The sequence below is a fragment of the Ravibacter arvi genome (assembly GCF_039540405.1).
GTDB lineage: Bacteria > Bacteroidota > Bacteroidia > Cytophagales > Spirosomataceae > Ravibacter > Ravibacter arvi.
On the sequence record NZ_BAABEY010000031.1, the window covers coordinates 14914 to 39752 of the forward strand.

Sequence of the window (24839 nt, forward strand, 5' to 3'; positions counted from 1 at the left end):
TTTGAATTAGTAAATTGTAAGGATTATGTCAGTAGCCATGTCAAAAAACGTGAAAGAGGAATCAACGGACGATCAACGTTATCACATATTTAACCGGGAGTTTTTGCCTCATATTGACTCCATGTACAACTTCGCGTTCCGGCTTACGATGGACGAGGATGATGCGCATGATCTGGTGCAGGACACTTATTTGAAGGCATTCCGGTTTATTTCGTCATTTGAGCAGGGGACCAACGCCAAGGCGTGGTTGTTCCGCATCCTTAAAAACAGCTTCATCAACGACTACCGGAAACGCAGTAAAGAGCCTGCCAAGGTAGACTACCAGGAAATTGAGACCACCTACAATTCGGAAGAGGGCGGGGAGGTACAGACGACTGTGGATCTGCGGGCGAACACCGTGCAGGATATGATTGGAGACGAGGTGGCCAATGCGCTGAACTCGTTGCCTGTCGATTTCAGAACCGTGATTATTATTTGCGATATCGAGGGTTTTACCTATGAGGAAATGGCCAAAATACTGGACATTCCGATCGGTACGGTGCGGTCACGGCTGCACCGTGCACGCAACCTCCTGAAAGAGAAACTGAAAAATTATGCAACATCTATGGGATATGACGCCTGATGTGAAACTTTTTTAGGGCCTACTGAGGTTTACCTATCAGCAAAGACATAATTTATCAGTTTAGCAAACAGCGTTTTTGAATGGATATGACGTCCAATAGTTCGGTTGACGGAGCGTTAAATGCAGGGATGAAAACATCATGCGAGAACCACGAGAAGTGCATGAGGATGATTCAGGCAATTTTGGATGGTGAGGCTACGGAGGAAGAGAAAAATCATTTCAGGGCAAATATGGATGTGTGTATGCCCTGTATTAACGAGTATCACCTGGCAAAGTGCATCAAGGACTCGTTGTGCAACAAGCTGGAACGGAAAACCTGTCCGGATAATCTGGTGAATACGATCAAAATCAAATTGAATTTGCTTTAACAGCAAGTAGTTTAACTGTCATATTGTCATCCGGTGTCTCCTCAAGGTAAGCTGATTATTTTTTCTGCCCCCTCCGGGTCCGGAAAAACGACTATTGTACGCCATCTCCTGCAGGCGTTTCCAGAAAAACTTGCATTCTCGATTTCTGCCTGTACCCGTGAGCCGCGAGCCCATGAGGTAGACGGGGCAGACTATTATTTTTTATCCCCGGAGACCTTCCGGGAAAAGATAGCCAATGGTGAATTTGTTGAATGGGAGGAGGTCTACCGCGATAACTTTTACGGAACGCTCCGCGCCGAAATAGAACGTTTATGGAAAAGCGGCAGGACTGTTGTTTTCGACGTGGACGTAAAAGGCGGCCTTAAATTGAAGGAAGTCTATAAGGACCAGGCGTTGGCCATTTTTGTGGGCGTATCATCCGAAGAAGAAATTTACAAACGCCTCAATGCGAGAGGTACCGAGAATGAGGCATCGCTGAACCGGCGCATGGAGAAAGTCCGCTATGAATCAGGCTTTAAGGACCAGTTTGATGTGGTCCTATGGAATGACCGGCTGGAAGATACCCTTGCGAAAGCGGAAGTATTGGTGGAAAACTTTCTGAATCGCCCATGAAACCGCTGGTTACCATTCAGTATTGCCCCAAATGCGGCTGGCTGCTCAGAGCTTCCTGGATCAGCCAGGAACTGCTGACCACGTTTGTGGATGACCTGCGGGGCGTGACACTTTGTCCGGCGGAAACCGCAGGACAATTTACCATTCTGATTGGAGACGAAATCGTCTGGGACCGGAAAACAGCAGGCGGCTTTCCCGAAATAAAAGACTTGAAACAGCGCGTACGGGATCTCGTAGCGCCCAAAAAAAACCTTGGGCATAGTGATAAGAAGGGGTGAGGTATGAGGTATGAGGTGCAAGCCTAAAGCCGACCGCTCACACCTCATACCTCACGGCTCATACCTTACCTCTACCCCTCCGTCATTCCAAGATAATTGAATGGCGATATTTTGTGCAGCTCTTCTTTTACTGCTTCTGCGATTTCAAGATCGTCGATAAAGCGCCGAATGGTTTCCTGGGTTATTTTCTCCTTCGTTCGTGTGAGCGCTTTCAGCGCTTCGTATGGCTTCGGGAAACCCTCTCTTCGAAGGACTGTCTGGATGGCTTCCGCCACCACAGCCCAATTTTCGTCGAGGTCTCTTTTTAAGGCCTGCTCGTGCAGCTCGAGCTTGCCGAGCCCCTTCAGCAGGGAATTGAGGGCGATGACCTGGTGCGCAACCGGAACCCCGATATTGCGCAATACCGTTGAATCGGTAAGATCGCGTTGCATTCTTGAAATAGGGAGCTTCGCCGAAAAATGCTCCAGCAGCGCGTTGGCCACCCCCAGATTGCCTTCGGCGTTTTCAAAATCAATAGGGTTTACCTTGTGTGGCATCGCCGATGAACCGACCTCTCCTTCCTTGATTTTCTGTTTGAAATAGCCCATGGAAATATAGGTCCATACATCCCGGCACAGATCGATCAGAATGGTATTGAGTCGCCTGAGCGCATCACAGGTCGCCGCAAGGTTGTCGTAGTGCTCGATTTGGGTGGTGTATTTACTTCTGGCAAGCCCGAGCGATGCCACAAAGCGGTTGGCAAAATCCATCCAGTCGGTTTCCGGGTAGGCCACGTGGTGGGCATTAAAGTTGCCGGTTGCACCGCCGAATTTTGCCGAGTGGGGCACCTGCGCCAGCAAATCGAGCTGTTTTCCGAGGCGCTCCACGAATACCTGGAATTCTTTGCCCAACCGGGTGGGAGAAGCAGGCTGCCCGTGTGTAAAGGCGAGCATAGGCACATTCTGCCATTCTATTGCCGTACGGCGAAGAATGAAAAGCACCTGGCGGAAGAGCGGCAATACGGTCTTTTCCAGTGCATCTTTTACAGACAGCGGAATGGAAGTGTTGTTGATATCCTGCGAGGTGAGGCCGAAATGAATGAACTCTGAAAAACGGGACAGGCCGAGTTGTTCAAACCGGTCTTTGACGAAGTATTCAACCGCCTTTACGTCGTGGTTGGTTTCCTTTTCCTTTTCCTTGATCCAAAGGGCGTCCGCCTCCGAAAAGTCCGCGACAATTTTCCGCATTCTCGGGAAAAGCGCCTGGTCCACTTCCGCAAGCTGGGGGACCCGGGCTTCGCAGAGTGCGATAAAATATTCTATTTCCACATGGACCCGGTACCGGATCAATGCATACTCGGAAAAATACTCTGAAAGAACGGTTACCTGGTTGTAGTAGCGACCGTCGACCGGGGAAATAGCGGTCAATTGATTTAATGAAGCCATATCCGGTTTATCGTTTAATCCTGCCTGTTATGTCGCCCTGGCGAATTGCTTCAACTTCTGCCTCTGTGCTGATCAGCGCATCGCCTTCAATGGTGTGTTTGAGCGCCGACGCAGCAACACCGAACTCCAGCGCCCGCTGCTCGTCATTGAAAGTCATTAGTCCGTGTATCAGCCCGGCAATGAATGCATCGCCGCCGCCTACCCGGTCTATGATCGGGTTAATTTCGATGTCTTTGGTTTCCAGCACCTCATTGCCGTTCCATAGATAGGCCCGCAGCAGGTTGTGCGAGGCGCTGATGGAGGTGCGATGGGTGTCGACCACTCTGGTTACGGCCGGGAACGCCGCTTTGAATTTCTCGCAGCCGTCGATGAAGGAGTCGGATTCAATGCCGTAAATATCCTTCAGGTTGATGGGGTTAGCGATTACAAGGTTGGTTCCTTCGGTGAGTGCGGGTAATATATCGGAAGGTTTCTTCCCGTATTTCCAGAGATTGGAACGGTAGAAAATATCGCCTGACACGGGTATTCCCAACCGGTTGGCGGTTTTGATGCCATCGAGAAGCGCATCGGCGGCTGCCTGGGAAAGTGCCGGCGTAATCCCTGCCCAGTGAAACCACGAGGCATCCTTCAGGATAGAGTCCCAGTCGAAATCAGCCGGGTTTAACTCGGCAAACGAAGAATGATAGCGGTCGTAAACGATCTGGCTGGGCCGGAGCGCACTGCCGGTTTCCAGGTAATAGACCGCTATGCGTTCACCACCATAGAGAATATTTGAAATGTCAACCCCGTGGAACTGCAGGTATTGAGCAGCAGCGCGCCCGACCGGAGAGTCAGGAAAGCGGGTCACGTGGGCAGTTTTATGTCCCCAATAAGCAAGAGCGCTAGAAACGTTTGCTTCTCCTCCCGCGTAGGTGATGTTGAATTGCCGCGCCTGTTCAAAACGACTCGCGCCAGGCGTGCTGAGCCTCATCAGAACCTCGCCAAAGGATACGAATTTTCCCATAGTTAATTTTTGGAGGATTTACCTCTTGAATGGATTTCTGATCAATGATTAAGGTACAAAAATAAGAAAAATGCCCAACCTTTGCAGTCGGGCATTTGATTTCGGGTTTTATTACCAGCTTCGTTCTATACCGTAGGCGAGACCTCTCAGCTCAGCCAGTCCCCGGAGACGTCCGATAGCGGTGTATCCCGGGTTGGTTCTTTTGCCGCCGTTGAGATCGTCGAGCATCCTGTGCCCGTGGTCCGGGCGGAAAGGAATTCTGAGATCCGTCCGGCCTTCTTCCCGGCGACGCTTTTGTTCTTTAAGCAACTCGTACATTACGCCGTACATATCAACGTCGCCATCGAGGTGGTCGGCCTCGAAGAAGCTTCCGTTGGGCTCTCGTTTGGTAGCACGCAGGTGAACGAAATGAATTCTGTTGCCCAGGCGGCGCACCATGCCGGGCAGGTCATTGTCGGGTCTGACCCCATAGGAGCCGGTACAGAAACAGATACCATTGGCGGCGAGGTCCGATGCTTCCAGCAATGCGCGGGCATCATCTTCTGTGCTGACCACGCGGGGAAGCCCGAGAATGGGATAGGGGGGATCGTCCGGATGGATGGAAAGCCGCATGCCCGCTTCCAGGGCTACGGGGGCAATCTCGCGGACGAACTCATAAAGATGGTTACGCAGTTCGAAGTCGCCAATGTTTTTATAGGTATCGAGCACGTCGGCGAATTCCTCTATTGAAAAGCTTTCCTCACTTCCCGGCAAGCCTGCGATCACATTTCTTTCCAGCTTCCTGAGCGCCTCCGGGGACGCATTTTCAAACCAGGTGAACGCCTCGTTCCGGAGTTGTTCCGGGTAATCCTGGATGGCGCCTTTCCTTTTGAGGATAAAGAGGTCAAATGCTGCAAATTCCACCGCATCGAAACGCAACCCTGTGGAGCCGTCGTGCATCGGGGCATCGAGGTCGGTCCGGGTCCAGTCCAGGACCGGCATGAAATTGTAGCAAACGGTATCAATTCCTTGTTTTCCGAGATTGGCAATCGATTCCTTGTAGTTCTGGATATAGGTTTTATAGTCTCCGGACCTCGTTTTTATTGCCTCGTGAACGGGGATACTCTCCACCACCGACCAGGTGAGACCGGCGCGCTCAATTTCACTTTTTCGCTTGCGTATTTCCTCAGTGGACCATACCTGGCCATTGGGGATATGGTGCAACGCCGTTACAATCCCGGTTGCACCGGCCTGCCTCACATCCTGCAGCGAAACCGGGTCATTGGGCCCGAACCAGCGCCATGTTTGTTCTAATGCCATAAAATAATAAGTACTCTGGTTTAACTTTTTTGGAAGATTGGTATGTAAAGTTATTACATGCCTTCATTAATATCACTTTTGCCATGTATTTCTACTGGCTTTTGCAGCGTGGTCACGCTACGAGACGGTGCTCCGACAGGCGTTTGCGCAACAGTTTGAGGGCTCTTCCCATTTGGGTTTCCACTGTTTTTATGGAAATCTGCAGTTCGTCGGCGATTTCACGGTACCTCAATCCGTTCTCGCGGTTCAGCCGGAAGATGAGCTGGCACTGTTTGGGAAGGGCGCTGACAAAAGACTCGATTTCAAGGTACAGCTCGTTAAAAGCCAATTCCTCGAAGGGCGTGTGCCAGTCTGCGTATGAGTTGCTTTTGTCGATTACGTCGAGGGTGTCGTTTTTCTGAGGCCGGTACGACTTCAGTTTGAGATAGTCGAGCGCCTGGTTGCGTACAGAGCGATACAGGTAAGCCTCGAACGAAGTATGAACGGTAATCTGCTCGCGGTTTTTCCAAAGTTTCATGTAGACGTCGGAGACCACTTCCTCGGCAATTTCGCGGTAAGTGACCACACGCATGGCATAGACGCACATGGCGTTGTAGTAACGCCTGAAAAGTTCGCAATACGACTTGTAATTGCCATTTCGAACCACATCGGTGAGCAATAATTCCATGCGCTCCGACTTACGAAGCGCGGTCTGTACTGCTGCTGGAGAATGTTCGGTACCCATAGAAAATGGAAAATTGAGATAGGAAAAAAACAAGATTAGCCGTGAATGTCGCTTCAGGCGCGTTGCACGTCCGCTCTTTGAGTATAGAAGGCTACAATGTGATATGCAAGGAAAGTGTGTCAAAAAAACAATATATTTTTGCGCAACCGTTCCCGGGAACGGTTGCGATTTGGACAGGTTACGGGAAAAATCGGATTTTATCGTCATTTTTATTGTACGTTGTTGCGTACATTTGTTTACCCGTATTTGGATTTATTTTGTATTATTCTAATGTGTTGTGGTGATGACGAGGCAAACTGTTACCATAAAGGAGCTGGCGAAGGAATTGGGGATATCGAAATCGACGGTGTCCAGGGCACTGCGCGACAGCTCGGAAATCGGCGCGGAAACAAAAGCCCGCGTGCTTGAATTGGCGCGCGCGCGGCACTACACACCCAACCCTTTCGCGCTTAGCCTTCTGAACCACAGGACTTACAGCATCGGTGTTATTGTCCCGGATATTTCCAACCCTTTTTTTTCCTCCGTTATAGGTGGAATAGAGGATGTTGCCTATCAGCGCGGTTACCAGGTAATGATTTTTCAAAGTCATGACGTTTACGAAAGAGAAGTTTCCGGGACCCGCCACATTGCGTCGCGGCGGGTTGACGGCCTGCTGGTTTCTATCGCCAGTGGCACGCTGGAACACAATCACTTCAGGGAATTAGCCGAAAACGGCATCCCGATTGTTTTTTTTGACCGGGCTGTGGAGGAAATTCAAACCCACAAGGTGCTTGTGGATGATTACGGCGGCGCGTTCCAGGCAACCGAGCACCTGATCAGGGAAGGCTGCAGGAGGATTGCGCACATTGCCGGGCACCTCAGCCTGGCCATTAGCCGGAACCGTGCACAGGGGTATAAAGACGCGCTGATTAAATATGGCCTGGAGGTGCGGGACGAATGGATTGTAACCGGAGATTTCAGGCACGAAGTAGGGGCCGATGCGGCCTATCAGCTCATGGCGCTCAAGCAACGGCCGGATGCTATTTTTGCGGCCAGCGACCGCATTGCCATAGGGGCGCATGCAGCCTTGCGACAGCTCGGGTACAAAATGCCTGCGGATGTGGCCCTGATGGGATTTTCAGATCTGGCGTTTTCATCGCTCATCGATCCGCCGCTCAGCACGATGGTGCAGCCTACCTTTGAAATGGGGCGGCAGTCGGCGGAACTTCTGCTGGATATGATTGAAACGAAAAAGCCGCATATGTTTTACGAGACGCGGGTGCTGAAACCCGAATTAATGGTCCGGGAGTCCTCCAGAAAAGGCGGGAAATGGATCGAACCAACCGGGTTTGAGATACAGGACTAATCCCGGCGTACCAGGCTGATTTTCACAGCCGCGGTACTACCGGGATCGACGGGGTACTATTGGTTTGTTGCGCCGGGCTTAAGCGTTCTTTACGAACTGCGCTTCCCCGGTTATCTTTACGTCGTCACCTACCAGGAGGCCGCCGGTTTCCAGGGCCGTGTTCCAGGTAAGGCCGAATTCGGAGCGCTTGATTTTTGCGGAAACGGAGAAACCCGCTTTCTCATTGCCCCAGGGATCTTTCGCTACGCCTTCAAAGTCCACTTCCAGATCTACCGGGATGGAATTTCCCCGGATGGTCAGAAGACCCCTGATTTTGCCTTTGGTAAGGTCTACGTCCTTGGCTTCAAATGCCAGGGTGGCGAAATTTTCGGTGTCAAAAAAATCCGCGCTTTTAAGGTGGTTGTCACGGTCCGCGTTGTTGGTATTGATCGATGCGGCATCGGCGTGAAAACTGATTGTGGCCTGCTTAAAGGTGTCGTCTGTTGAAGACAGCGAGCCGCTTATGACTTCGAAGCTCCCGCTTACGCTTGAAATTCCAAGGTGCTTTACTTTGAATCGCAGTTCGCTATGCGAAGGATCCAGGTTCCATTGTGCAGTTGACATGTGTATTTTGTTTGATTTCTATTTATTAAGGCAACACAAAACAAAAGAAAATAGTTGTATATACATGTAATTTTTTTTGAAATATTTTCAAAACCGGGCCGGGCCCGGCGGAACAGTGGGTACGGCGAGGTGAATAGTGCTTCCCAGTGTATTTTTCTTTATTTTTACGAAGTGTAATTTAGGAAAAAGTAGCGGCATGTCCGATATCATTCAGTATCAATACAAAGAGGAGCACCTTGTCAATTCTGCTCCGAACAAATACGACCACACCAGGCTGAAGGCCAGCGAGATGATTCTCAACGTAGGGCCTCAGCACCCTTCCACGCACGGTGTGTTGAGACTGGAAGTCGTGACCGACGGCGAGCTGGTGGTAGATGTCGTACCGCATCTGGGCTACCTCCACCGTTGTTTCGAGAAGCATGCCGAAGCGTTGCCATTTAACCAGGTAATTCCCTACGTGGACCGGATGGATTACGTAGCGGCCATGAATTCGGAGCATGCCTATGCCATGGGTGTAGAGCGTATGCTGGGTATAGAAAACGAAATCCCGCGGCGGGTAGAATATATAAGAGTATTGGTTGCGGAGTTAAATCGTCTGGCATCGCATTTCGTTGCCATCGGTACGTATGCGCTGGATATTGGCGCTTATACCCCTTTTTTGTGGATGATGCGGGACCGGGAACAGATACTGAGGCTGCTTGAGTGGGTGAGCGGCGCCCGCATGCTTTATAACTATATCTGGATAGGCGGGCTGTTTTATGATTTGCCGACGGGTTTCGAGGAGCGTTGCGCGGAATTTGCAACCTACCTGGAACCAAAGCTGAAGGAGCTGGAGCAACTCGTGGTAGAAAACAGGATCTTTGTTGCCCGGACGGCCAATGTAGGCGTGCTCGACTTGCCGCTTGCGATCAATTATGGCTGCAGCGGACCCGTGCTGCGGGGTTCCGGGCTGCGGTACGACCTGCGGCGAATCGATGGTTATTCGGTCTATCCCGAACTTGACTTCGACGTCCCGGTCGGGAGTGGCGCTATGGGTAAAACCGGTGACTGCTGGGACCGGAACTGGGTTCGCGTTGCCGAATGTCGAGAATCCTTAAAAATTATCAGGCAATGCCTGGCGCAACTGACCGGGGCACTCCGTCGGACCCCGGATTTTGATCCGCAGGCGGCAGTACCCAAGAAAATCAGGCCGAAGGCCATGGATTTTTACGTACGGGCCGAGAGCTCCAAAGGCGAGCTGGGTTTCTTTTTCAGAACCGACGGTAAATCCGATAAGCCTGTCAGGTGTAAAGCGCGCGCCTGTTCTTTCAACAATCTGTCAGTACTACCTGAGCTCGCCAGGGGAGGACTACTGGCTGACCTTGTAGCGATTATCGGTTCAATAGACGTTGTGATGGGCGAGGTAGACCGCTAAGGTCCGGTCCCCCGCCGCTTATGTCTATTTCCTGAGCGCTGCCGGCATTTCCTTCCTGAGCAGGTGTTTGTAGATGAACTCGTTTTTCAGATTCTGGAAATGAAGGCCGTGGTTGCCGGAGAAACCGTGCCTGCCTTCCGGGTAGAGCATAAATTCAAAGTCTTTTTTGCGGTCTTGCAGATCGCTGATCAGCTGAATGCTGTTCTGCATATGTACGTTGTCGTCCATGGTACCGTGAACAATCTGGAGCACTCCCTTGTAACGGTCGACATAGTTTAAAACGCTGCTCGTCTTATATCCTTCCGGGTTATCCGCCGGCGTGTCCATAAACCGTTCGGTATAGGCGCTGTCATAATATTTCCAATCGGTGACGCTACCTCCTGCCATACCGTGGGTAAATACATCTGCCCCTTTTGTAAGCGCGAGACAGCTCATATAACCGCCATAACTAAACCCGGTTATACCTATTCTTTCAGGATCGGCGATGCCCTTGCTGATCAGGTAGCGCGCCATGGCCGAATAATCCTTTATTTCCCACTCGCCGAGATTCCGGTACATATAGTTTTGTCCCTCCTTTCCGAAATGACCGCTTGCCCGGTGGTCAAAAGCGACCTGTACCAGTCCTTCTTCTGCGAGCCATTGCCGGGCGGGGTTCCAGTTCCATTGGTCAAATACGGTCCCGGCATTGGGGCCGCCGTAAATGCTGATCAGGACGGGGTAGCGCACGCCTTCTCTGAAGTTTTCGGGGTAGGTAATCACCATGGGAAGCTCATACAGGCCGTCGTCGCTTTTTACGCGGATAAGCTCTGTTTTAGCCAGTCGGTACCGGTCAAATTGATCGCCCCTGGTATTGCCCAGCTCCTTCACGATCTTTCCCTGGTTGTCAATAACTGCCGTTTGCGGGGGAGTATTGAGGTTGGAGTAAGTAGTGATAAAGTACTGCAGCCCCGGTGCCGGCTGTATGTCACGGTGATTAAAGGTACCGAAGGTTAGCCTCTTCAGGTTTTTTCCATCGAGCCCGACGCGGTAGAGATCAAACCGTGCCGAATTTTCAATCCCGCGGGCCTGGAAGTATACGGTCCTGGTTTTGGAATCGACTCCATAGAGCTCGGTTACCGTGAATTTGCCGTCCGTAATCTTGTTTTTCAACCTGCCGTCGAGGCTGTACAGGTAAAGTTGCTTCCAGCCGGTTTGGTCGCTCACTACTACCATTTCCCGGGTCGGTTCCATAATATGAAGCCGTTCCTGAGATTCGTCAATCGAAATCCAGGTTTTTTGCTGTTCTTCGTAAATCTGGCTTTTTGATCCGTTTTTCGGGTTAATCCTGAAAATTTTCAGGTGATCATTGCCCCGGTTGATCCATTGGAGAATGACGCCCGAGCCATCGGAAAGCCATTGCGGCCAACCGAAATACTGATCTTCCGTTTCCGGGAAATCGGCCCAGGTGGTGGAGCCGCCGGAAGCCGCTATAAACCCGAGCTTTGCGGTAGGGTTGGGGTCACCGGCTTTGGGGTAACGGGTTTCTTCAATGTGCCCATGCTGCCCGGCGCTGCTGTACAAAGGGAACATAGGCGCCCTTGATTCGTCAAAGCGCATATAGGCGATGGTCTTGCTGTCCGGTGACCACCAATAAGCTCTGAATTTGGTCGGGCGCCCGAATATTTCTTCCCAGTAAAGCCAGGTAGCATAGCCGTTCAGCGTAGTGGCTGTTCCGTCGGAAGTCAGTTTCCGCTCTTGCTTTTCTTTCAGGTTGTAGGTGTAAAGGTTGTTGCCTTTGGTATAGGCGATAAAACTACTGTCGGGTGAAAAAAGTGGGTTCTGCTCAACCAGGGAATCATTTGTGAGCTGTATTTCACCGGTTGACGAAACCAGGTAAAGGTCGTTGTTTCTTATTCGCAGGCTTTTGGACGTCGGGGCGTCGGCCGTGTCGGTAGTGGTTTTCCCGGAGGGTAGGTGGAGTACCGATGAGCGCTTGCCGTCCCAAAGCTTTACTGTTTCCGGGCCGGACCAGCTCGCCATAGGAGCGGCCTGGTAGAAGCGGTCGGGGACCCGGCCTTTCATCAAGTCAGTTTTATCAAATGGTGTTTGTTGCGCGAACACGCCAGACTGAATGAACGCGAGAAGAAGTGTCAGTTTTTTCATGAATGTGATGAGGTTTGAGATGGGGGGGCGTGAGGTTTGAGGCATAAGGTCATCCCTCACGCCTCAAACCTCACACCTCACCCCTCATAAGCAATAAACTCGTAAGTGGCTTCCCCGTTTTTGATGTCAAATCTGAGAAAGCCTCTCGGGCCGTGCCGCTCTCCTTTCCATGACGGCCGGCCGGCTACTGCACCGCCAGTGATAAAATGCGTCTTTCCTTCAATATTAAGGTCTTCGAACCAATGAAGATGGCCTTGAAGCACCAGTTTAAGGCGATGATTTTTAAAAGCTTCCAAAAGAGCATCCCGGTTACGCACAAGCGGTTTTCCGGACCCACCGCCTGCTGCAGGGTAGATGTCGCCATAAGCGGTTACCAGCGGAATGTGCACCACAAGTACGACGGGAGCGTCCGCCGGCACCCGGCTGAGCTCCTCTTTCAGCCAGGACATCTGCCGGTCATCGACATTACCGATGTAAGCCTGGTTTTCTACGTCCAGCACGTTGAGGACAAAAAAGTGCCAGCCCTTGTGACGGAACGTATAATAAGTAGCGCCGAGGTATCTTTCATACATCCCGGTCTTATAGTCCGGGTGATTGCTGTCCTCCGGACTTTCCTTATAAATACCGAACAATTCGTGATTCCCGACGGTATTGTACACCGGTTTACCGAATCGCTTGCTTTGCTCCACATAAAACCGGAAGAGTGAGTCACCTTTTGCCTGGTTACCACGCATGACGTCGAAGACCTGGTCCCCGCCGGAGAGCACAAAATCGGGATCGATTTCACGCACTTTGCGGACCGCTTTCGAAAAAGCATTGGCAGCAACCGAATCCGGCCGGAGGTGTATATCGGTCAGGAAGACAAAGGAAAAATCGTCGCCTTTTTTCTGCCCGTAAGCGGTAAAACCGAAGAGAAATGCAAAAAGCAGCAAAGAGATTTTCAGATGGCAGCGCATGATGAGCGGATAGGGGTGAGGTATAAGGGGTGAGGTATAAGGGGTGAGGTATAAGGGGTGAGGTATGAGGTATGAGGTATGAGGTGTGAAAAGATAGGGGACTACCCATACGTTATCTCTCACACCTCACACCTGATCAAAACGATTTCCGGCCTTTTGCCAGCGCACGGTCGAGTCCTTCCGGATCGGAGCCGCCGGCGGTTGCAAAGAACGGTTGGCCGCCGCCGCCGCCTTTTATTTCCTTTGCCAGTTCTTTTACCAGGTTACCGGCATGTAGATTGGCCTCTTTCACCAGTTCTTCGGCAATATAAACCGATAAAAACGGTTTGCCCGCGATGATTGTTCCCAGGACAGCAATCAGGTTGGGGACTTCGTCTTTCAGTTCATAAGACAGCTTTTTGAGTGCATCTGCATGGGCTACGTCGACCTGGCTGACGACCAGGTTAAAGGTGCTATTATCTTCAACACTATCCAGCAGCTGTTTTTTGGTAACCTGCAGTTTTTCATTCTCAAGCGTTTCCACTTTTTTAAGGAGCGACGCCCGCTCTTCGAGCAGCAATTGCGCCTGCCTTACCACGTCTGAAGGGTTACGCAGCAATTCTTTCAGCGCGGAAAGCGTATGCTCCTGTTCCCTGAGGAGCCGGAAAGCAGCGTCGCCGGCAACTGCTTCCACGCGGCGGATACCGGCGGAAACCGAGCCCTCAGAGGTGAACTTGAACAAGCCGATTTCACCCGTTGCCGGTACGTGGGTTCCGCCGCAAAGCTCGACCGAAAAACCGGGTTCGAAGGTGATTACGCGGACAAAATCACCGTATTTCTCCCCAAAAGTGGCGGTGGCACCCGCATCAAGCGCCTGCTGTATGGGCACGTTTCGTTTTTCGTCCAACAGAATATTCTGTCTTATCTTCTGGTTTACGACGTCTTCAATCCGCTCCAGTTCCTCCTGGCTCACCTTGGTGAAATGGGAGAAGTCGAAACGCAGCACCTGGTCGTCAAGGTAAGAACCCTTTTGGGTAATATGGGGGCCGAGTACCGAACGCATAGCCGCGAGCATGAGGTGCGTGGCGGTATGGTGGCCTTCAATTTTTGAACGTCGCTGCCGGTCCACCGTCGCCTGTACGGAGACAGCCTGTTTCAGAATATCGTCCAGGTTGTCATCGGTGGAAATATGGATAAAAAGGTCGTTTTCTTTTTTGGTATCCGCAACCCGGATAGTCCGGCCATCGCCGGTCCCGCCGGAAATCGTCAGGGTTCCCTGGTCGCCGACCTGTCCGCCCATTTCAGCGTAAAATGGCGTTTGGTCGAGCACGATATGATATTCATTCCCGGCTTTCGTTTTTACCTTTCTGAATTTCAGGATCAGGGCAACCGAGTCCAGCGCATCGTAGCCAATGAAATCGGTAGCTTCGGAATCTCTCAGCTCAATCCAGTCGGTAGCTTCTTTTGCTGCATCCTGGCGAGAGCGTTTTTTTTGCTCCGCGAGTGCGAGGTCGTACCCCTGGTGATCGATTTCCAGACCTTTTTCCCGGGCGATAAGTGCGGTAAGGTCGACGGGGAAACCGAACGTATCGCTAAGTTCAAACGCTTCTTCGCCGCCGATGGTATCTTTTCCCTCCGCGTTCAATTGTGCGGTAACTGCATCCAGCCGTTTCAAACCGGCTTCCAGCGTCCTTAGAAAGCTTTTTTCTTCTTCCAGGATGACATTCCCGACAAAATCCCGCTGGCGGAAGAGCTCGGGGAACACATCGGCGAATTGTTCGGCAAGAGCCGGTATCAGCTTGTGGAAGAACGGTTCCTGGAGCCCCAGGTTGGAATAGCCGTAACGGACGGCCCGGCGCAAAATACGCCTGATAACATAGCCGGCCTTTGCGTTACCGGGAAGTTGCCCGTCGGAAATGGCGAAAGCAACGGCCCTGATATGGTCTGCGATTACACGAAGCGCTACATTCACCCGGTTTTGTTCGGGGGAGATTGCGGCGCCGGGGTTTTCGAATTCCGATAAATATTTTTTGCCGGAGAGGGCTTCAAGAATTTGGATAGCAGGCTTGAAGATGTCCGTGTCATAGTTTGATTTTTTTCCCTGGATGGCCATGCAGAGCCGCTCGAATCCCATACCGGTATCGACATGGCGCGCGGGTAAGGGGATCAGGCTTCCATCGGCCTTCCTTTCAAACTGCATGAAAACAAGGTTCCATATTTCAACTACCTGCGGGTGGTCCTGGTTGACAAGCGATTTGCCGCTCACCTCGTCTACCTCCGCCTGGGAGCGGATGTCAACGTGGATTTCGGAGCAAGGGCCGCAGGGGCCGGTGTCACCCATTTCCCAGAAATTATCTTTTTTGCTACCCAATACGATCCTGTCTTCGCCGGTGATCTCTTTCCACAGGTCCCAGGCCTCCTGGTCGAAAGGCGTTCCGTCTCTTTCGTCTCCTTGAAAAACAGATACGTACAAACGGTCTTTCGGCAGCTTATATACTTCCGTCAACAGTTCCCACGCCCACTGGATGGCTTCTTTTTTAAAATAGTCGCCGAATGACCAGTTCCCCAGCATTTCGAACATCGTATGATGGTAGGTATCGAAACCCACATCTTCGAGGTCGTTGTGCTTGCCCGACACGCGCAGGCATTTTTGAGTATCCGCGATCCGTTTGGCGGGCGGTGTTCCGTTGCCCAGGAAAAAGTCTTTGAATTGTGCCATCCCCGAGTTATTGAACATCAGGGTCGGGTCATTCTTGGCTACCAATGGAGCCGATGGAACGATGAGGTGTGATTTACCCCGGAAAAAGTCCAGGAAAGTTTGCCGTATCTGTTGGGATGTCATAAATCCGTTCTAATGAAAAAACCTGTAAAGCCGGTTTGTCAGGCGACATAATCAACCGGAAAACCGCGCAAATCTAGCGATTTTGTGCGGGATTTACCAAGCTGGGAAAGGTGGTGGGACAAGCGCGCCGACCGGCCTTCAAGCGCTGTCGTACAAACTTCACCGTTGAAAAACCCGATTGCATTGAATAATGGCATAAATTTGCGTTTAATATCAAACATGTATGTGAATCGTTATGCTCCAATCCATCCCGTTCGACCAGACGGCTTCGTTTAAAAAGCTGAAGACGCACCATAAAACCATTTCGAAGGTACACCTGAAAGAACTGTTCGAGGAAGATCCAAACCGTTTTAAGAAATTTTCAATTCGCCTGGGTGATATAGTTTTCGATTATTCCAAGAACCGGATCAATGGTCGTACCAGGGGGTATCTGCTGCAGCTGGCTGAGGAAGTTGGGTTGAGCGACGCCATTGAAAAGATGTTCACCGGCGACAAGATCAACGCCACCGAAAACAGGTCCGTGCTGCATATCGCGTTGCGCAACCGTGCCAACACGCCGATTTTGTCAGATGGAAAAGACGTCATGCCCGATGTACAGGAGGTACTGGAGAAAATGAAAGTGTTCTCGGGAAAGGTGCGGAGCGGCGAATGGAAGGGGTATTCGGGCAAGACCATCACGGATGTGGTAAATATCGGGATCGGCGGGAGTGACCTCGGGCCGGTTATGGTGACTGAGGCTTTGAAGCCTTACGCCAAGAAAGGTTTAAATGTGCATTTCGTTTCAAATGTGGACGGTACGCATATCGTTGAAACATTGAAACCGCTTAACCCGGAGACTACCCTGTTCCTCATCGCGTCGAAGACTTTTACGACGCAGGAAACGATGGCCAATGCCCATACGGCAAGGAAATGGTTCCTGGATAGTGCGCAGGATACAGAAGCCATCAAGAAGCATTTCGTGGCACTGTCAACCAACCAGAAAGAAGTTGCCGCGTTCGGCATTGACACGGCCAATATGTTCGGCTTTTGGGACTGGGTAGGCGGAAGGTACTCCTTGTGGTCTGCCATCGGCCTTTCAATCGCCATTTACATCGGTTTCCAGAACTTCGAGCAACTGTTGCTGGGCGCATACGAAGCCGATCAGCATTTCAGGACCACTAAACCGGATAAGAATATTCCTGTAATAATGGGTTTGCTGGGAGTTTGGTACAATAATTTCTTCGGAGCCCAATCTCATGCCATTCTGCCTTACGACCAGTACATGCACCGTTTCGCCGCATATTTCCAGCAAGGTGATATGGAAAGCAACGGCAAGTATGTAGGCCGGGATGGCAAGCCGGTAGATTACCAGACAGGACCGGTGATCTGGGGAGAACCCGGTACGAATGGTCAGCACGCGTTTTATCAATTGATCCACCAGGGTACCAAGTTAATTCCTGCTGACTTTATAGCGCCGGCGGTAAGCCATAACCCGACCGGCGATCATCACGCTATGTTGCTGTCCAATTTCTTTGCCCAGACCGAGGCCCTGATGAACGGAAAGACTGCAGAGGAGGTGCGTGCCGAGTTGAAAAACTCCGGAAAGACACAGGAGGAAATTGATTTCATTACGCCGTTCAAGGTATTTGAAGGCAACAGGCCAACGAACTCGTTCCTGGTGAAGAAAATTACGCCGAAGACGCTGGGTACGCTGATCGCGCTTTATGAGCACAAGATTTTTGTTCAGGGTATTATCTGGAACATTTTCAGCTTTGATCAGTGGGGCGTTGAGCTCGGCAAGCAGCTAGCCAACAAAATTTATCCGGAGCTGAAAAGCGATGCGCCGGTAGCTACCCACGATTCGTCAACCAACGGGTTGATTAACCAGTATAAGCGCTGGCGGTAGCCGGGGATTTTGTTAAAGAATGTTGAGGCCGGTAACCCCGGCCTCTTTTTGTGTGTCAGGCATGTTCTATATCCGTTGTTCGGTTAGAATATTCGCTTTAAGCCTTTGCAGCATTTACGCGTTGCCTATTGAACAAAAAGTCATGGCCCGGTATCACGCCCACCTGAAACAAAAACACCCGCGAAAAATTAACCGAACTTATCCGCTTAGAGCGACTTACGAAAGGTTGTTCTAGCTTTCGTAAAGTGAAAATTCTCCAGGACCGCCTCCCATTTTGACGGGCTTGTCTATAAAACACCCGAAATTATCAGACCCTGTAAAAAGAACCCGAGAGTACACAAGCAGCCTAAAAAACACTATATGACGTGTAAAAAATTGTGGAAAATCTTAAGTAAACGACATTGGATACTGGAGTTCTTGTTTGTTGATCGTATTTGTTCCCTATTAGCGTTTCGCTTTTTCAGGTGGGGTTTTGCCGTCTCATGGTGCCAAATTCCGCACCATGAAAACCTTCATAATGAAAGGCGCTACATTTTCCGACCTCCCCAAATGAGATTCGGCTTGATTTGACTACGACTATCCCTGTCGTCAGTCAGCCACGAAGGTAAATGTGGGGGAAGGGAGGAAAAACGGGATTTTGTACATTTATATTTTTTAAAGGGATATATGAAAAAAGATGACATCATAGAATACTTTGTAGCAAGAGGAGCAGAAATTGCAGGGACTGCATCTACTGGGTTGTTATCTGGCATAGTAGATGGCGCACCTGGGATATTTCTCGGAGCCATTCATGGTACATTGATAACTGAAGTGTTTAAGAAAGTAGGCAAGGAGCTACGCTCCAGGGCTGTTGGTGACAGAGAAATGATGAGAGCTGGGGCAGCTTTTACTTTTGCACTTGAGAAAATATCATCAAAGATTGAGGCTGGAGAGCAGGTTCGGTCTGACGACTTCTTTGAGGATTTGGAGTATAGTCGCTCAGCTTCCACTGAAATATTGGAAGCAATCCTCCAATTTTCTCAGAATGAATACGAGGAAATGAAAGTCAGGCATTTGGGTTACCTATTGGGAAGTATATATTTTGATACGTCAATTGATCGAGGTAGGGCCAATTTCCTTGTCCGGCTGGCAGAACGATTGTCGTTTAGACAGCTATGTCTAATTCAAATTTTTTCAAATACCGAAAAATATCAACTCTTTGAAAAATATGTACCGCCTGTTATAAATGATTGGTTCCAAGGGAGATATCTTCAAACAATCAATCCGCACAACTTAATTTACCCGTCAAAAAGCTATGCGATGTATAGCGTATTAAGTGATAGGAAGATGTTGTTAATCCACAAACCGGACTTAGAAATTGAGATTAACGAGTTAAAGAGCCTTTCAGTTATCGATGATGAACATCCACATTCTCCAGTGGGATATTCAAGTGTTAAGCTCTCATCTATTGGTTCATGGTTAAACACCACTATGTATTTGGATCAGATAGAAGGCGAGGAGCTAGAAAAGATTTCATCACTTCTAAGATACAAGGAGCAGCCGTACAGTTCTTTTTAAAGTTTGCACTCTTTTAATGAAGTACAGATTCGATGGACACTCGATCAATTTTATCCCCTTAAATTGGCGACGAGTAACAAGTCGAAAATTCTATTTTCTTTGTATTTTGTTAAGGGCACCTCTAGAAATCAAAACAACTAGAAAATTTGCTTAAAATTGATTATTTTTAGTCATGAAAAAATCAAGAGACACAGGGGTTTCGGGTTCTTTAATCAGGATATACGTTTGAGCAGACTGACTCAGTTAGGCGATAAATCCTGTTCGAGGTATTCTATCAATGTTAAAATAATAAGATCAGTCATTTCGTCATTACTTAAGCCATTCCACAAAGGTTCTAGGTTATCGTTTACTGTTAAAATAACTGGATCGTTAGTAGGTAAAGTAATTTGACTTAGAGAATTATCACATTGTAAACAGCAAATACGAAAGCTTTCCAACCACCCTCTATCATCGCTGTATTCTTCATAGTCGTTATCATCTAAATCCTGGTAGTATTTATTGGTATACATTAATCCCAAACTAGTACATCCATCTAATGTGAGTAGACATCCCTTTGCGTTCAGGTTTGGATCTACTAAAGGCATGTCATACTCGCTATTGATGCTCCCAAATTTTGCACGAATTTTCTTGAAACCATTTTCTTTTAGAATATCTACCTTATACTTTAAAGTATCACATAATGAAGTAAAAAGAGGGTACTTGTAGGCGGTTTTAAGAAATTCATTCCTCTTTGTTTTTAATTCTTCTTTCTCCTTAATACTTTTCAGTCGCCTTATGAAATCATTGTTCATATTTATATTGCATTTTTGCTTGAGCCTCTCCTTTTGATGTTTTTAATAAGAGCCGATCTTAAATTTTGCTTGATATTTCTTTTATCAAACTCGAATTTCGATATTTTTAAACAATTAAAGTAAAATTATAGTTTCTGATACTTTGTAGTTAATTATTTAAAAACGTAATTTTATAGGAGACCTTGCAATTACTTTTCGAAATTGAACTTTGATCTAATAGTAACTACAAGCCTGTTCAAATCATCTCCTATATGCTGAGGTGACCCAAAAGGAAATTGATCCATGAAAGTAGCGAACTCATGGCTAAATTCTTCTTGAACTAAATTTTCAATCTCTGCGTTGTTTGAGATGATTTTTTTCACATCATTAACTATAGAATGTCTCTTACTAAGATCCGAATCGACATCTTCTTTTAAAGCAACTATTTTTTTGTAATCAGAAAATATATTTTCCATTATGATAAAAAGGATTTATGTTTGATTAATCGTAAACAAAATATTCGATCTATGAGTTTATTTTAACCAAAAATATTGACAAGGCATAGAGTAATGGGAACCTCTATAAACTTCTTTTTCTCTCGCACCTCTTTTTGTGAAACTTATTTCAATCCGTTCTTTTAGGAGTTGCTACGAGGTTGGCCGAAGGGATATTTGTATAACTATCTAATAATGAGATATTTGATTGTTTTCTTCTTTATTGTATGGGCACAATTATCCTCTCGCAACACTCAATAGCTGAATTTTTCTGAACATCTGGGCGGCCGGTGCCGTTGTAAGTCAAATTCATAAGACCAATGATGCCTTCCATGCGTTTTTTGCCAATGTTGTAGAGATACATCCCATTCATGGAGTTCTCCATAAAACCGAATATATGCTCAATCCGAGATCTGACCCTGGATTTTTCGACTTAAACGTATATCCTGGTCGAAGAATCCGTAATCTCTATGTCTTTTGAATTTTTTCATGACTAAAAATACAAAAAATCATCGAGAAATGACGAATTTCTAGTTTATAGAGATGCCCTAATCTCTATAAATATCTAGTACCGGCGTTTCGTGAGCGATTTTCACACCGATTCAAGAGCGATTTATTTGGCTTTTTCTATCCCTCCAGGCGAATACGCCTGCCTATCGGTGTTCCTGTTATGTACTCGTTCAGATCGTGAAAGCCGACATAGATCCGGCTGCACTCTCTCAGCGCGTAGCTGAAAGGCGTTCGTATTTCCGCGATTTGGTCAAATGCGTTCTATTCGGCATCGTCATTGTCGAAGTTAGTAATTATTTTTGTAAATCATCATCGGCATATCTATTGATTCACTCGTGTCCAAAACGTTTTTGATAATCTAACAAATCGAAGATTTGAGGCTGCTGAGCCCCTTTTTAGCTGATTTTCCAAATTAAGCCTCCCCTTTATCCCTAGCGTCACTGCCGTCCAAAGCGTTTTTCAGGGTCGATAAAGTCACCCAACGAAGGTTTTGAGGGTAGTTTGGTGACGGTTTTGAAATTTTAGCCATATCTTATCACTGCCGTCCAAAACGTTTTTAGCAGTCAAGAAAATAGGTCCATGTAGCTGCCTAGGTCGATTTTTGCTCGATTTTAAAAAACTAGCCATACCCTATACGGAATTGTTCGTCTTGGAACACCCTTATCGGACTGTAAAACGGATTGTTCAACCAGTCCATAAGGCCGATCTTCACAAACAAGTTCAATCTTATAAAAGTCACCATATTGGAGAGGTGCCAACCGTATTCGGCTTTCTCTTTGAGGTATTTAAGTAGTAGTATCGCGGTCATGGCGGTCCATATCCTGTCACCATGGAAATGAGGTTAAAGGCGTTTAAAGCAGTCAAAACGAACAATGGAGCAGCGGGAATTGACGGTATGAGCATTGCCGACTATGAAGAAAAACTAACGGGAAATACCTACAAGCTATGGAACCGGATGACTTTAGGATCTTACTGTCCAAAACCGGTAAGAGAGGTAGCGATATCTAAAAAGCCATGGGGACAGCGCGTACTAGGCACTCCGACCGTAGAAGATCGGGTAGCCCAGCAGGTGGTGAAGAACTACCTGGAACCCAAAGTGGATCCGTCATTCCACCAGGACAGCTACGGGTACCGTCCGGGCAAGAACGTCCATCAAGCCGTAACCCAATCCCTTAAAAGGAGATCGTTCATCGGCTGGGTGATCGATCTGGACATCAAATGTTTCTTCGACAATCTGGATCATGAACTGATGATGAAAGGGCTAAAGCGTTACACGACTGAAAAGTGGGTTCTGATGTATGTGGAAAGATGGTTGAAAGCGGGCATGCAAAAGCAGGACGGCCAAATTATAAGCCGTACCTCTGGTATGCCTCAGGGAGGCGTGGTCAGCGCCCTGCTGGCCAACATCTACCTTCACTTCGCGTTAAATAAATGGATGGAAATACACTTTCCTAAAGCCCGTTTTGAGCGCTATTGTGACGACATTGTGATTCACTGCAGAAGTCAAAAGCAAGCTCTTTACTTAAAAAGCAAAGTGATCGGCCGCATGGGGGAACGCAAACTGGAAATCAACGAAGGCAAGACCCATGTCGTGTACTGCAAGAACGAACAAAACGCCGAGCGGGGTCATCAAAAGGTGAGCTACAATTTTCTGGGGTATACGCTCAGGCCGAAACTGAGTCCAACCAAACATGGACTCAAGCTATTAACGGCCGCGTGTATGAGTCATTCGTCCAAACTAGATGTGAGAGAAGATCCGCAAAATGTCAATCCGGAAATTCCAGGGTAATATCCTGCAACTGGCCGAGAAAATAAATGTACCAGTCAGGAGCTGGATCAATTACTATTGTAAATTCAACAAATGGACGACAGTTGGAATCTGGTGGTACTTACAGCGGAAAGTAGTGGAATGGGTGATGAAGACCAAGAAAATCGGCAAGTACAAAGCAATCGCCTGGCTGGTAACAGTCTACCAAAATAGACCGAACCTAATGGCGCATTGGCAATTGACACGGCCAACTTTAGTGAATAGGAGGTAGCTGATCCGAAAGCGCCGGATGATGCGAGAGTATCACGACTGGGCGTCCCCGCCCGTTGCTGTGAGAGGTTTGGGGTGAAATTCCCCTTACCTACTCGACTAGGTGCTAACTGGTAAAAAGTTTTCTCTCATAAATTTTTCGGTTGAGGCCCCGGCTTTGCCGGTATCTCCAGCCGGAGATCTTTCCAGGTGGCTTCCAACTGATCTCCCCGAAAGGACGAGACAGGCTTTTCATGGCTGTGTTCGTCGCCTTCCGGGATGGAAAAGCTAAAGCCAAGTACTGCTCGCTGCATGCTGCTCAGGTCAAAAGCGCGGGGATCCCCTGAATAGATCACATAATCCAGCCAGGCGACCTGCCCGTCGGTTCCTTTTTCCCAATACCCCTTCAGATCGTCGAAATGGGATTCGAAAAGCTGTATCTGCAGGGGGAGTCCCTCCGTTTCGAAACGGAAAGGCGCATTGCTCTTTCGCGGCAAATGCAAATCCTGAAGCTGGCCGGCGTGTGCGAATTCGAAGCGCATCCGCAAATCTCCGGCACTGAACCGGCCATCTTGAAGACGATCAATGTTGATGTGTTTGTCACCGCCGTTGGTCAGAAAGCTGATTCCCCCTAAAAGCCGGTTTTCTTTCTGGCTGCTATAAAAAGAGGCGGAGCAAAAATCATATCCGTCGTGTAAAAACCGGAGCTGGATATAGTTCGGTCGGGAAGGCTTTCCCCAGTAAACCAGGAGCGGGCGGCGCTGATTCCATAAACTTGAGCGGTTGGCTGACGAAAAGGCATACCGGTCGGTCAGAAAGGTAGTGCCGGTAACTTTTGGCGGATCAACCGCAAATTCATCCTGTTGTGTGCGCGGATAATCCGGAGCGAGAAAATAGCTCAGCAAATGGTCAGGAATTTTGTGCCTGATCTTGACGTCCGCCCGGGCGGTAGCGCCGGGGAAGTCAATTTTCCCGCCGGAAGCCTGTTTTAGTATTCCGTAGATCGATGACGAGGTAACCGTGCTGTAAGACCTGCTGTGCGGGCCTGCCCATTGCCCGCTCGGCATATGAAAATGTTGTGCAATAACCTCCCATGCCAGGCTGTAAAGCGAATCGATCATCGGCTTAGCCCCGGCGTCGGCTATGTGCCGCTTCATCCGGTCCAGCTCGTCCAGCGAAACAATGGTATAGGTAGGGCTGTTGTATTCGGTAAAGCCTCTTTCAAGCGTATAGTCATAGAATTTTTTCAGCCGTTCCCGGGAGTATTGCTGCATTTCTTTTAGATCGAACAGGTGGGAAACCATAAAAGTTACATAGGTCCCCATAATCGCGATGTTGGTATAGCCGGGCTGGACATTCCGTTTTTGTACGGATTTCCCCGCCAAGACGAGTGCATTTATGATTTTTCTTTTCAATCCGTCAGGCAGTTTGCCATAATGTCCCATGTAGACGTCGAGCAGGCTTACGGCATTGAAGTCGGCCCAGTTGAAATCTACCGGCGACTTTTTTGTCGACAACGGCTCTTCCGAGTAATAGGGCCAGACACCGGCGTATCTTGATGTGCTGTTGGTATCCTGTAAGGCAATGGTGGCTTCAATTATGTCGAAAGCCCGCTGTCTCAACCGTTCGTCTCCCAGGTCCAGCAGGCGTACTGCGTAATTGAAGGAGGCCCTTACTTCATGGAAAACCCCGCTTTCCGCGTCAGTATGGTAGTTATAACCGTTCAATTTCCGGGTGAGCATTTTTGCTGCGGGATCGTAGCGGTCATTGAGTGCATCCAAGCCATCCAGGAGAACGTTTTTTTCGGCTTCGTTAAGCGCTACGGGTCCGAACCGGACCACCCCGTTGTCGAAAGTCGGGCTATGCTGCGCCCGCAAAACGAACGAAAGCGCGCATAAAAAAAGCAGGAATGTAGGTTTCATGGGGGTTGAGGTTTGAGTCTTGAGGTGTGAGTCTTGAGGTGTGAGGTATGAGGGGTGGGGTATGAGGGTCTCA

21 protein-coding genes are annotated in these 24839 nt (G+C 48.9%); 9 read left to right on the top strand and 12 right to left on the bottom strand.

Annotation, left to right across the window (positions count from 1 at the left end; translation table 11 throughout):
- Window positions 1–25: 25 nt before the first annotated feature.
- The 3 genes from ABD852_RS17730 (at window position 26) to ABD852_RS17740 (ending at window position 1880) form a co-directional block, all read left to right on the top strand.
- Window positions 26–622 (top strand): sigma-70 family RNA polymerase sigma factor, encoded by a 597-nt coding sequence (locus ABD852_RS17730; protein WP_345031338.1) that lies wholly within the window; start codon window positions 26–28, stop codon window positions 620–622.
- A gap of 401 nt (window positions 623–1023) precedes the next feature.
- On the top strand, window positions 1024–1602 hold the full coding sequence (gmk, locus tag ABD852_RS17735; RefSeq protein WP_345031340.1) for a guanylate kinase: 579 nt from the start codon (window positions 1024–1026) through the stop codon (window positions 1600–1602).
- Window positions 1599–1880: an Rdx family protein gene (locus ABD852_RS17740; protein WP_345031341.1), complete on the top strand. Its 282-nt coding sequence runs from the start codon at window positions 1599–1601 to the stop codon at window positions 1878–1880. Before gmk ends, ABD852_RS17740 begins: the two co-directional genes overlap by 4 nt.
- A gap of 71 nt (window positions 1881–1951) precedes the next feature.
- On the opposite strand, the gene purB is transcribed toward ABD852_RS17740, so the two are convergent.
- The 4 genes from purB to ABD852_RS17760 all read right to left on the bottom strand — a co-directional run bounded on the left by purB (window position 1952) and on the right by ABD852_RS17760 (window position 6330).
- Window positions 1952–3304 carry an adenylosuccinate lyase gene (gene purB / locus ABD852_RS17745; protein ID WP_345031343.1) on the bottom strand — a complete coding sequence of 451 codons (1353 nt, stop codon included), beginning with the start codon at window positions 3302–3304 and terminating at the stop codon, window positions 1952–1954.
- 7 nt (window positions 3305–3311) lie between these two features.
- Window positions 3312–4307, bottom strand: a complete 996-nt coding sequence (locus tag ABD852_RS17750; protein ID WP_345031345.1) for a PfkB family carbohydrate kinase — start codon at window positions 4305–4307, stop codon at window positions 3312–3314.
- A 111-nt stretch (window positions 4308–4418) separates the two neighbouring features.
- On the bottom strand, window positions 4419–5606 hold the full coding sequence (uxuA, locus tag ABD852_RS17755) for a mannonate dehydratase (RefSeq protein ID WP_345031347.1): 1188 nt from the start codon (window positions 5604–5606) through the stop codon (window positions 4419–4421).
- A gap of 112 nt (window positions 5607–5718) precedes the next feature.
- Window positions 5719–6330, bottom strand: coding sequence for an RNA polymerase sigma-70 factor (locus ABD852_RS17760; RefSeq protein WP_345031349.1), 612 nt, complete (start codon window positions 6328–6330; stop codon window positions 5719–5721).
- A 283-nt stretch (window positions 6331–6613) separates the two neighbouring features.
- Between ABD852_RS17760 and ABD852_RS17765 the strand changes: the two genes are divergently transcribed.
- Window positions 6614–7675, top strand: coding sequence for a LacI family DNA-binding transcriptional regulator (locus ABD852_RS17765; RefSeq protein ID WP_345031350.1), 1062 nt, complete (start codon window positions 6614–6616; stop codon window positions 7673–7675).
- A gap of 78 nt (window positions 7676–7753) precedes the next feature.
- Here the strand turns inward: ABD852_RS17765 and ABD852_RS17770 are convergent, their stop codons facing one another.
- A complete protein-coding gene (locus ABD852_RS17770; RefSeq protein WP_345031352.1) occupies window positions 7754–8278 on the bottom strand; it encodes a YceI family protein in 525 nt (174 codons plus the stop codon).
- Between the two features lie 196 nt (window positions 8279–8474).
- On the opposite strand from ABD852_RS17770, the gene ABD852_RS17775 reads away from it, so the two are divergent.
- The gene (locus tag ABD852_RS17775; protein WP_345031353.1) at window positions 8475–9692 is read left to right on the top strand and encodes an NADH-quinone oxidoreductase subunit D; all 1218 of its coding nucleotides are present in this window, start codon (window positions 8475–8477) and stop codon (window positions 9690–9692) included.
- A 24-nt stretch (window positions 9693–9716) separates the two neighbouring features.
- On the opposite strand, the gene ABD852_RS17780 is transcribed toward ABD852_RS17775, so the two are convergent.
- The 4 genes from ABD852_RS17780 to ABD852_RS17795 all read right to left on the bottom strand — a co-directional run bounded on the left by ABD852_RS17780 (window position 9717) and on the right by ABD852_RS17795 (window position 15832).
- The gene (locus ABD852_RS17780; RefSeq protein WP_345031354.1) at window positions 9717–11834 is read right to left on the bottom strand and encodes a S9 family peptidase; all 2118 of its coding nucleotides are present in this window, start codon (window positions 11832–11834) and stop codon (window positions 9717–9719) included.
- 77 nt (window positions 11835–11911) lie between these two features.
- Complete coding sequence (locus ABD852_RS17785; RefSeq protein ID WP_345031355.1) at window positions 11912–12790, bottom strand: metallophosphoesterase family protein; 879 nt, start codon at window positions 12788–12790, stop codon at window positions 11912–11914.
- A 136-nt stretch (window positions 12791–12926) separates the two neighbouring features.
- On the bottom strand, window positions 12927–15611 hold the full coding sequence (gene alaS, locus ABD852_RS17790) for an alanine--tRNA ligase (protein WP_345031356.1): 2685 nt from the start codon (window positions 15609–15611) through the stop codon (window positions 12927–12929).
- 38 nt (window positions 15612–15649) lie between these two features.
- Window positions 15650–15832, bottom strand: coding sequence for a hypothetical protein (locus tag ABD852_RS17795; protein ID WP_345031358.1), 183 nt, complete (start codon window positions 15830–15832; stop codon window positions 15650–15652).
- Between the two features lie 14 nt (window positions 15833–15846).
- Between ABD852_RS17795 and pgi the strand changes: the two genes are divergently transcribed.
- Window positions 15847–17496, top strand: coding sequence for a glucose-6-phosphate isomerase (pgi, locus tag ABD852_RS17800; protein WP_345031359.1), 1650 nt, complete (start codon window positions 15847–15849; stop codon window positions 17494–17496).
- A gap of 666 nt (window positions 17497–18162) precedes the next feature.
- Entirely contained in the window at window positions 18163–19053 is an 891-nt protein-coding gene (locus ABD852_RS17805) for a hypothetical protein (RefSeq protein WP_345031361.1), read from the top strand.
- A gap of 239 nt (window positions 19054–19292) precedes the next feature.
- On the opposite strand, the gene ABD852_RS17810 is transcribed toward ABD852_RS17805, so the two are convergent.
- Window positions 19293–19844 carry a hypothetical protein gene (locus ABD852_RS17810; protein WP_345031362.1) on the bottom strand — a complete coding sequence of 184 codons (552 nt, stop codon included), beginning with the start codon at window positions 19842–19844 and terminating at the stop codon, window positions 19293–19295.
- Window positions 19845–20032: 188 nt separating this feature from the next.
- The gene (locus tag ABD852_RS17815) at window positions 20033–20299 is read right to left on the bottom strand and encodes a hypothetical protein (protein ID WP_345031363.1); all 267 of its coding nucleotides are present in this window, start codon (window positions 20297–20299) and stop codon (window positions 20033–20035) included.
- A gap of 1363 nt (window positions 20300–21662) precedes the next feature.
- Here ABD852_RS17815 and ltrA point away from each other — a divergent pair.
- Complete coding sequence (ltrA, locus tag ABD852_RS17820) at window positions 21663–22616, top strand: group II intron reverse transcriptase/maturase (protein WP_345031364.1); 954 nt, start codon at window positions 21663–21665, stop codon at window positions 22614–22616.
- Entirely contained in the window at window positions 22591–22866 is a 276-nt protein-coding gene (locus tag ABD852_RS23105; RefSeq protein WP_425568822.1) for a group II intron maturase-specific domain-containing protein, read from the top strand. The genes ltrA and ABD852_RS23105 overlap by 26 nt, the downstream gene beginning before the upstream one ends.
- A 127-nt stretch (window positions 22867–22993) precedes the next feature.
- On the opposite strand, the gene ABD852_RS17825 is transcribed toward ABD852_RS23105, so the two are convergent.
- Window positions 22994–24766 carry a hypothetical protein gene (locus ABD852_RS17825; RefSeq protein WP_345031365.1) on the bottom strand — a complete coding sequence of 591 codons (1773 nt, stop codon included), beginning with the start codon at window positions 24764–24766 and terminating at the stop codon, window positions 22994–22996.
- Window positions 24767–24839: the final 73 nt, after the last annotated feature.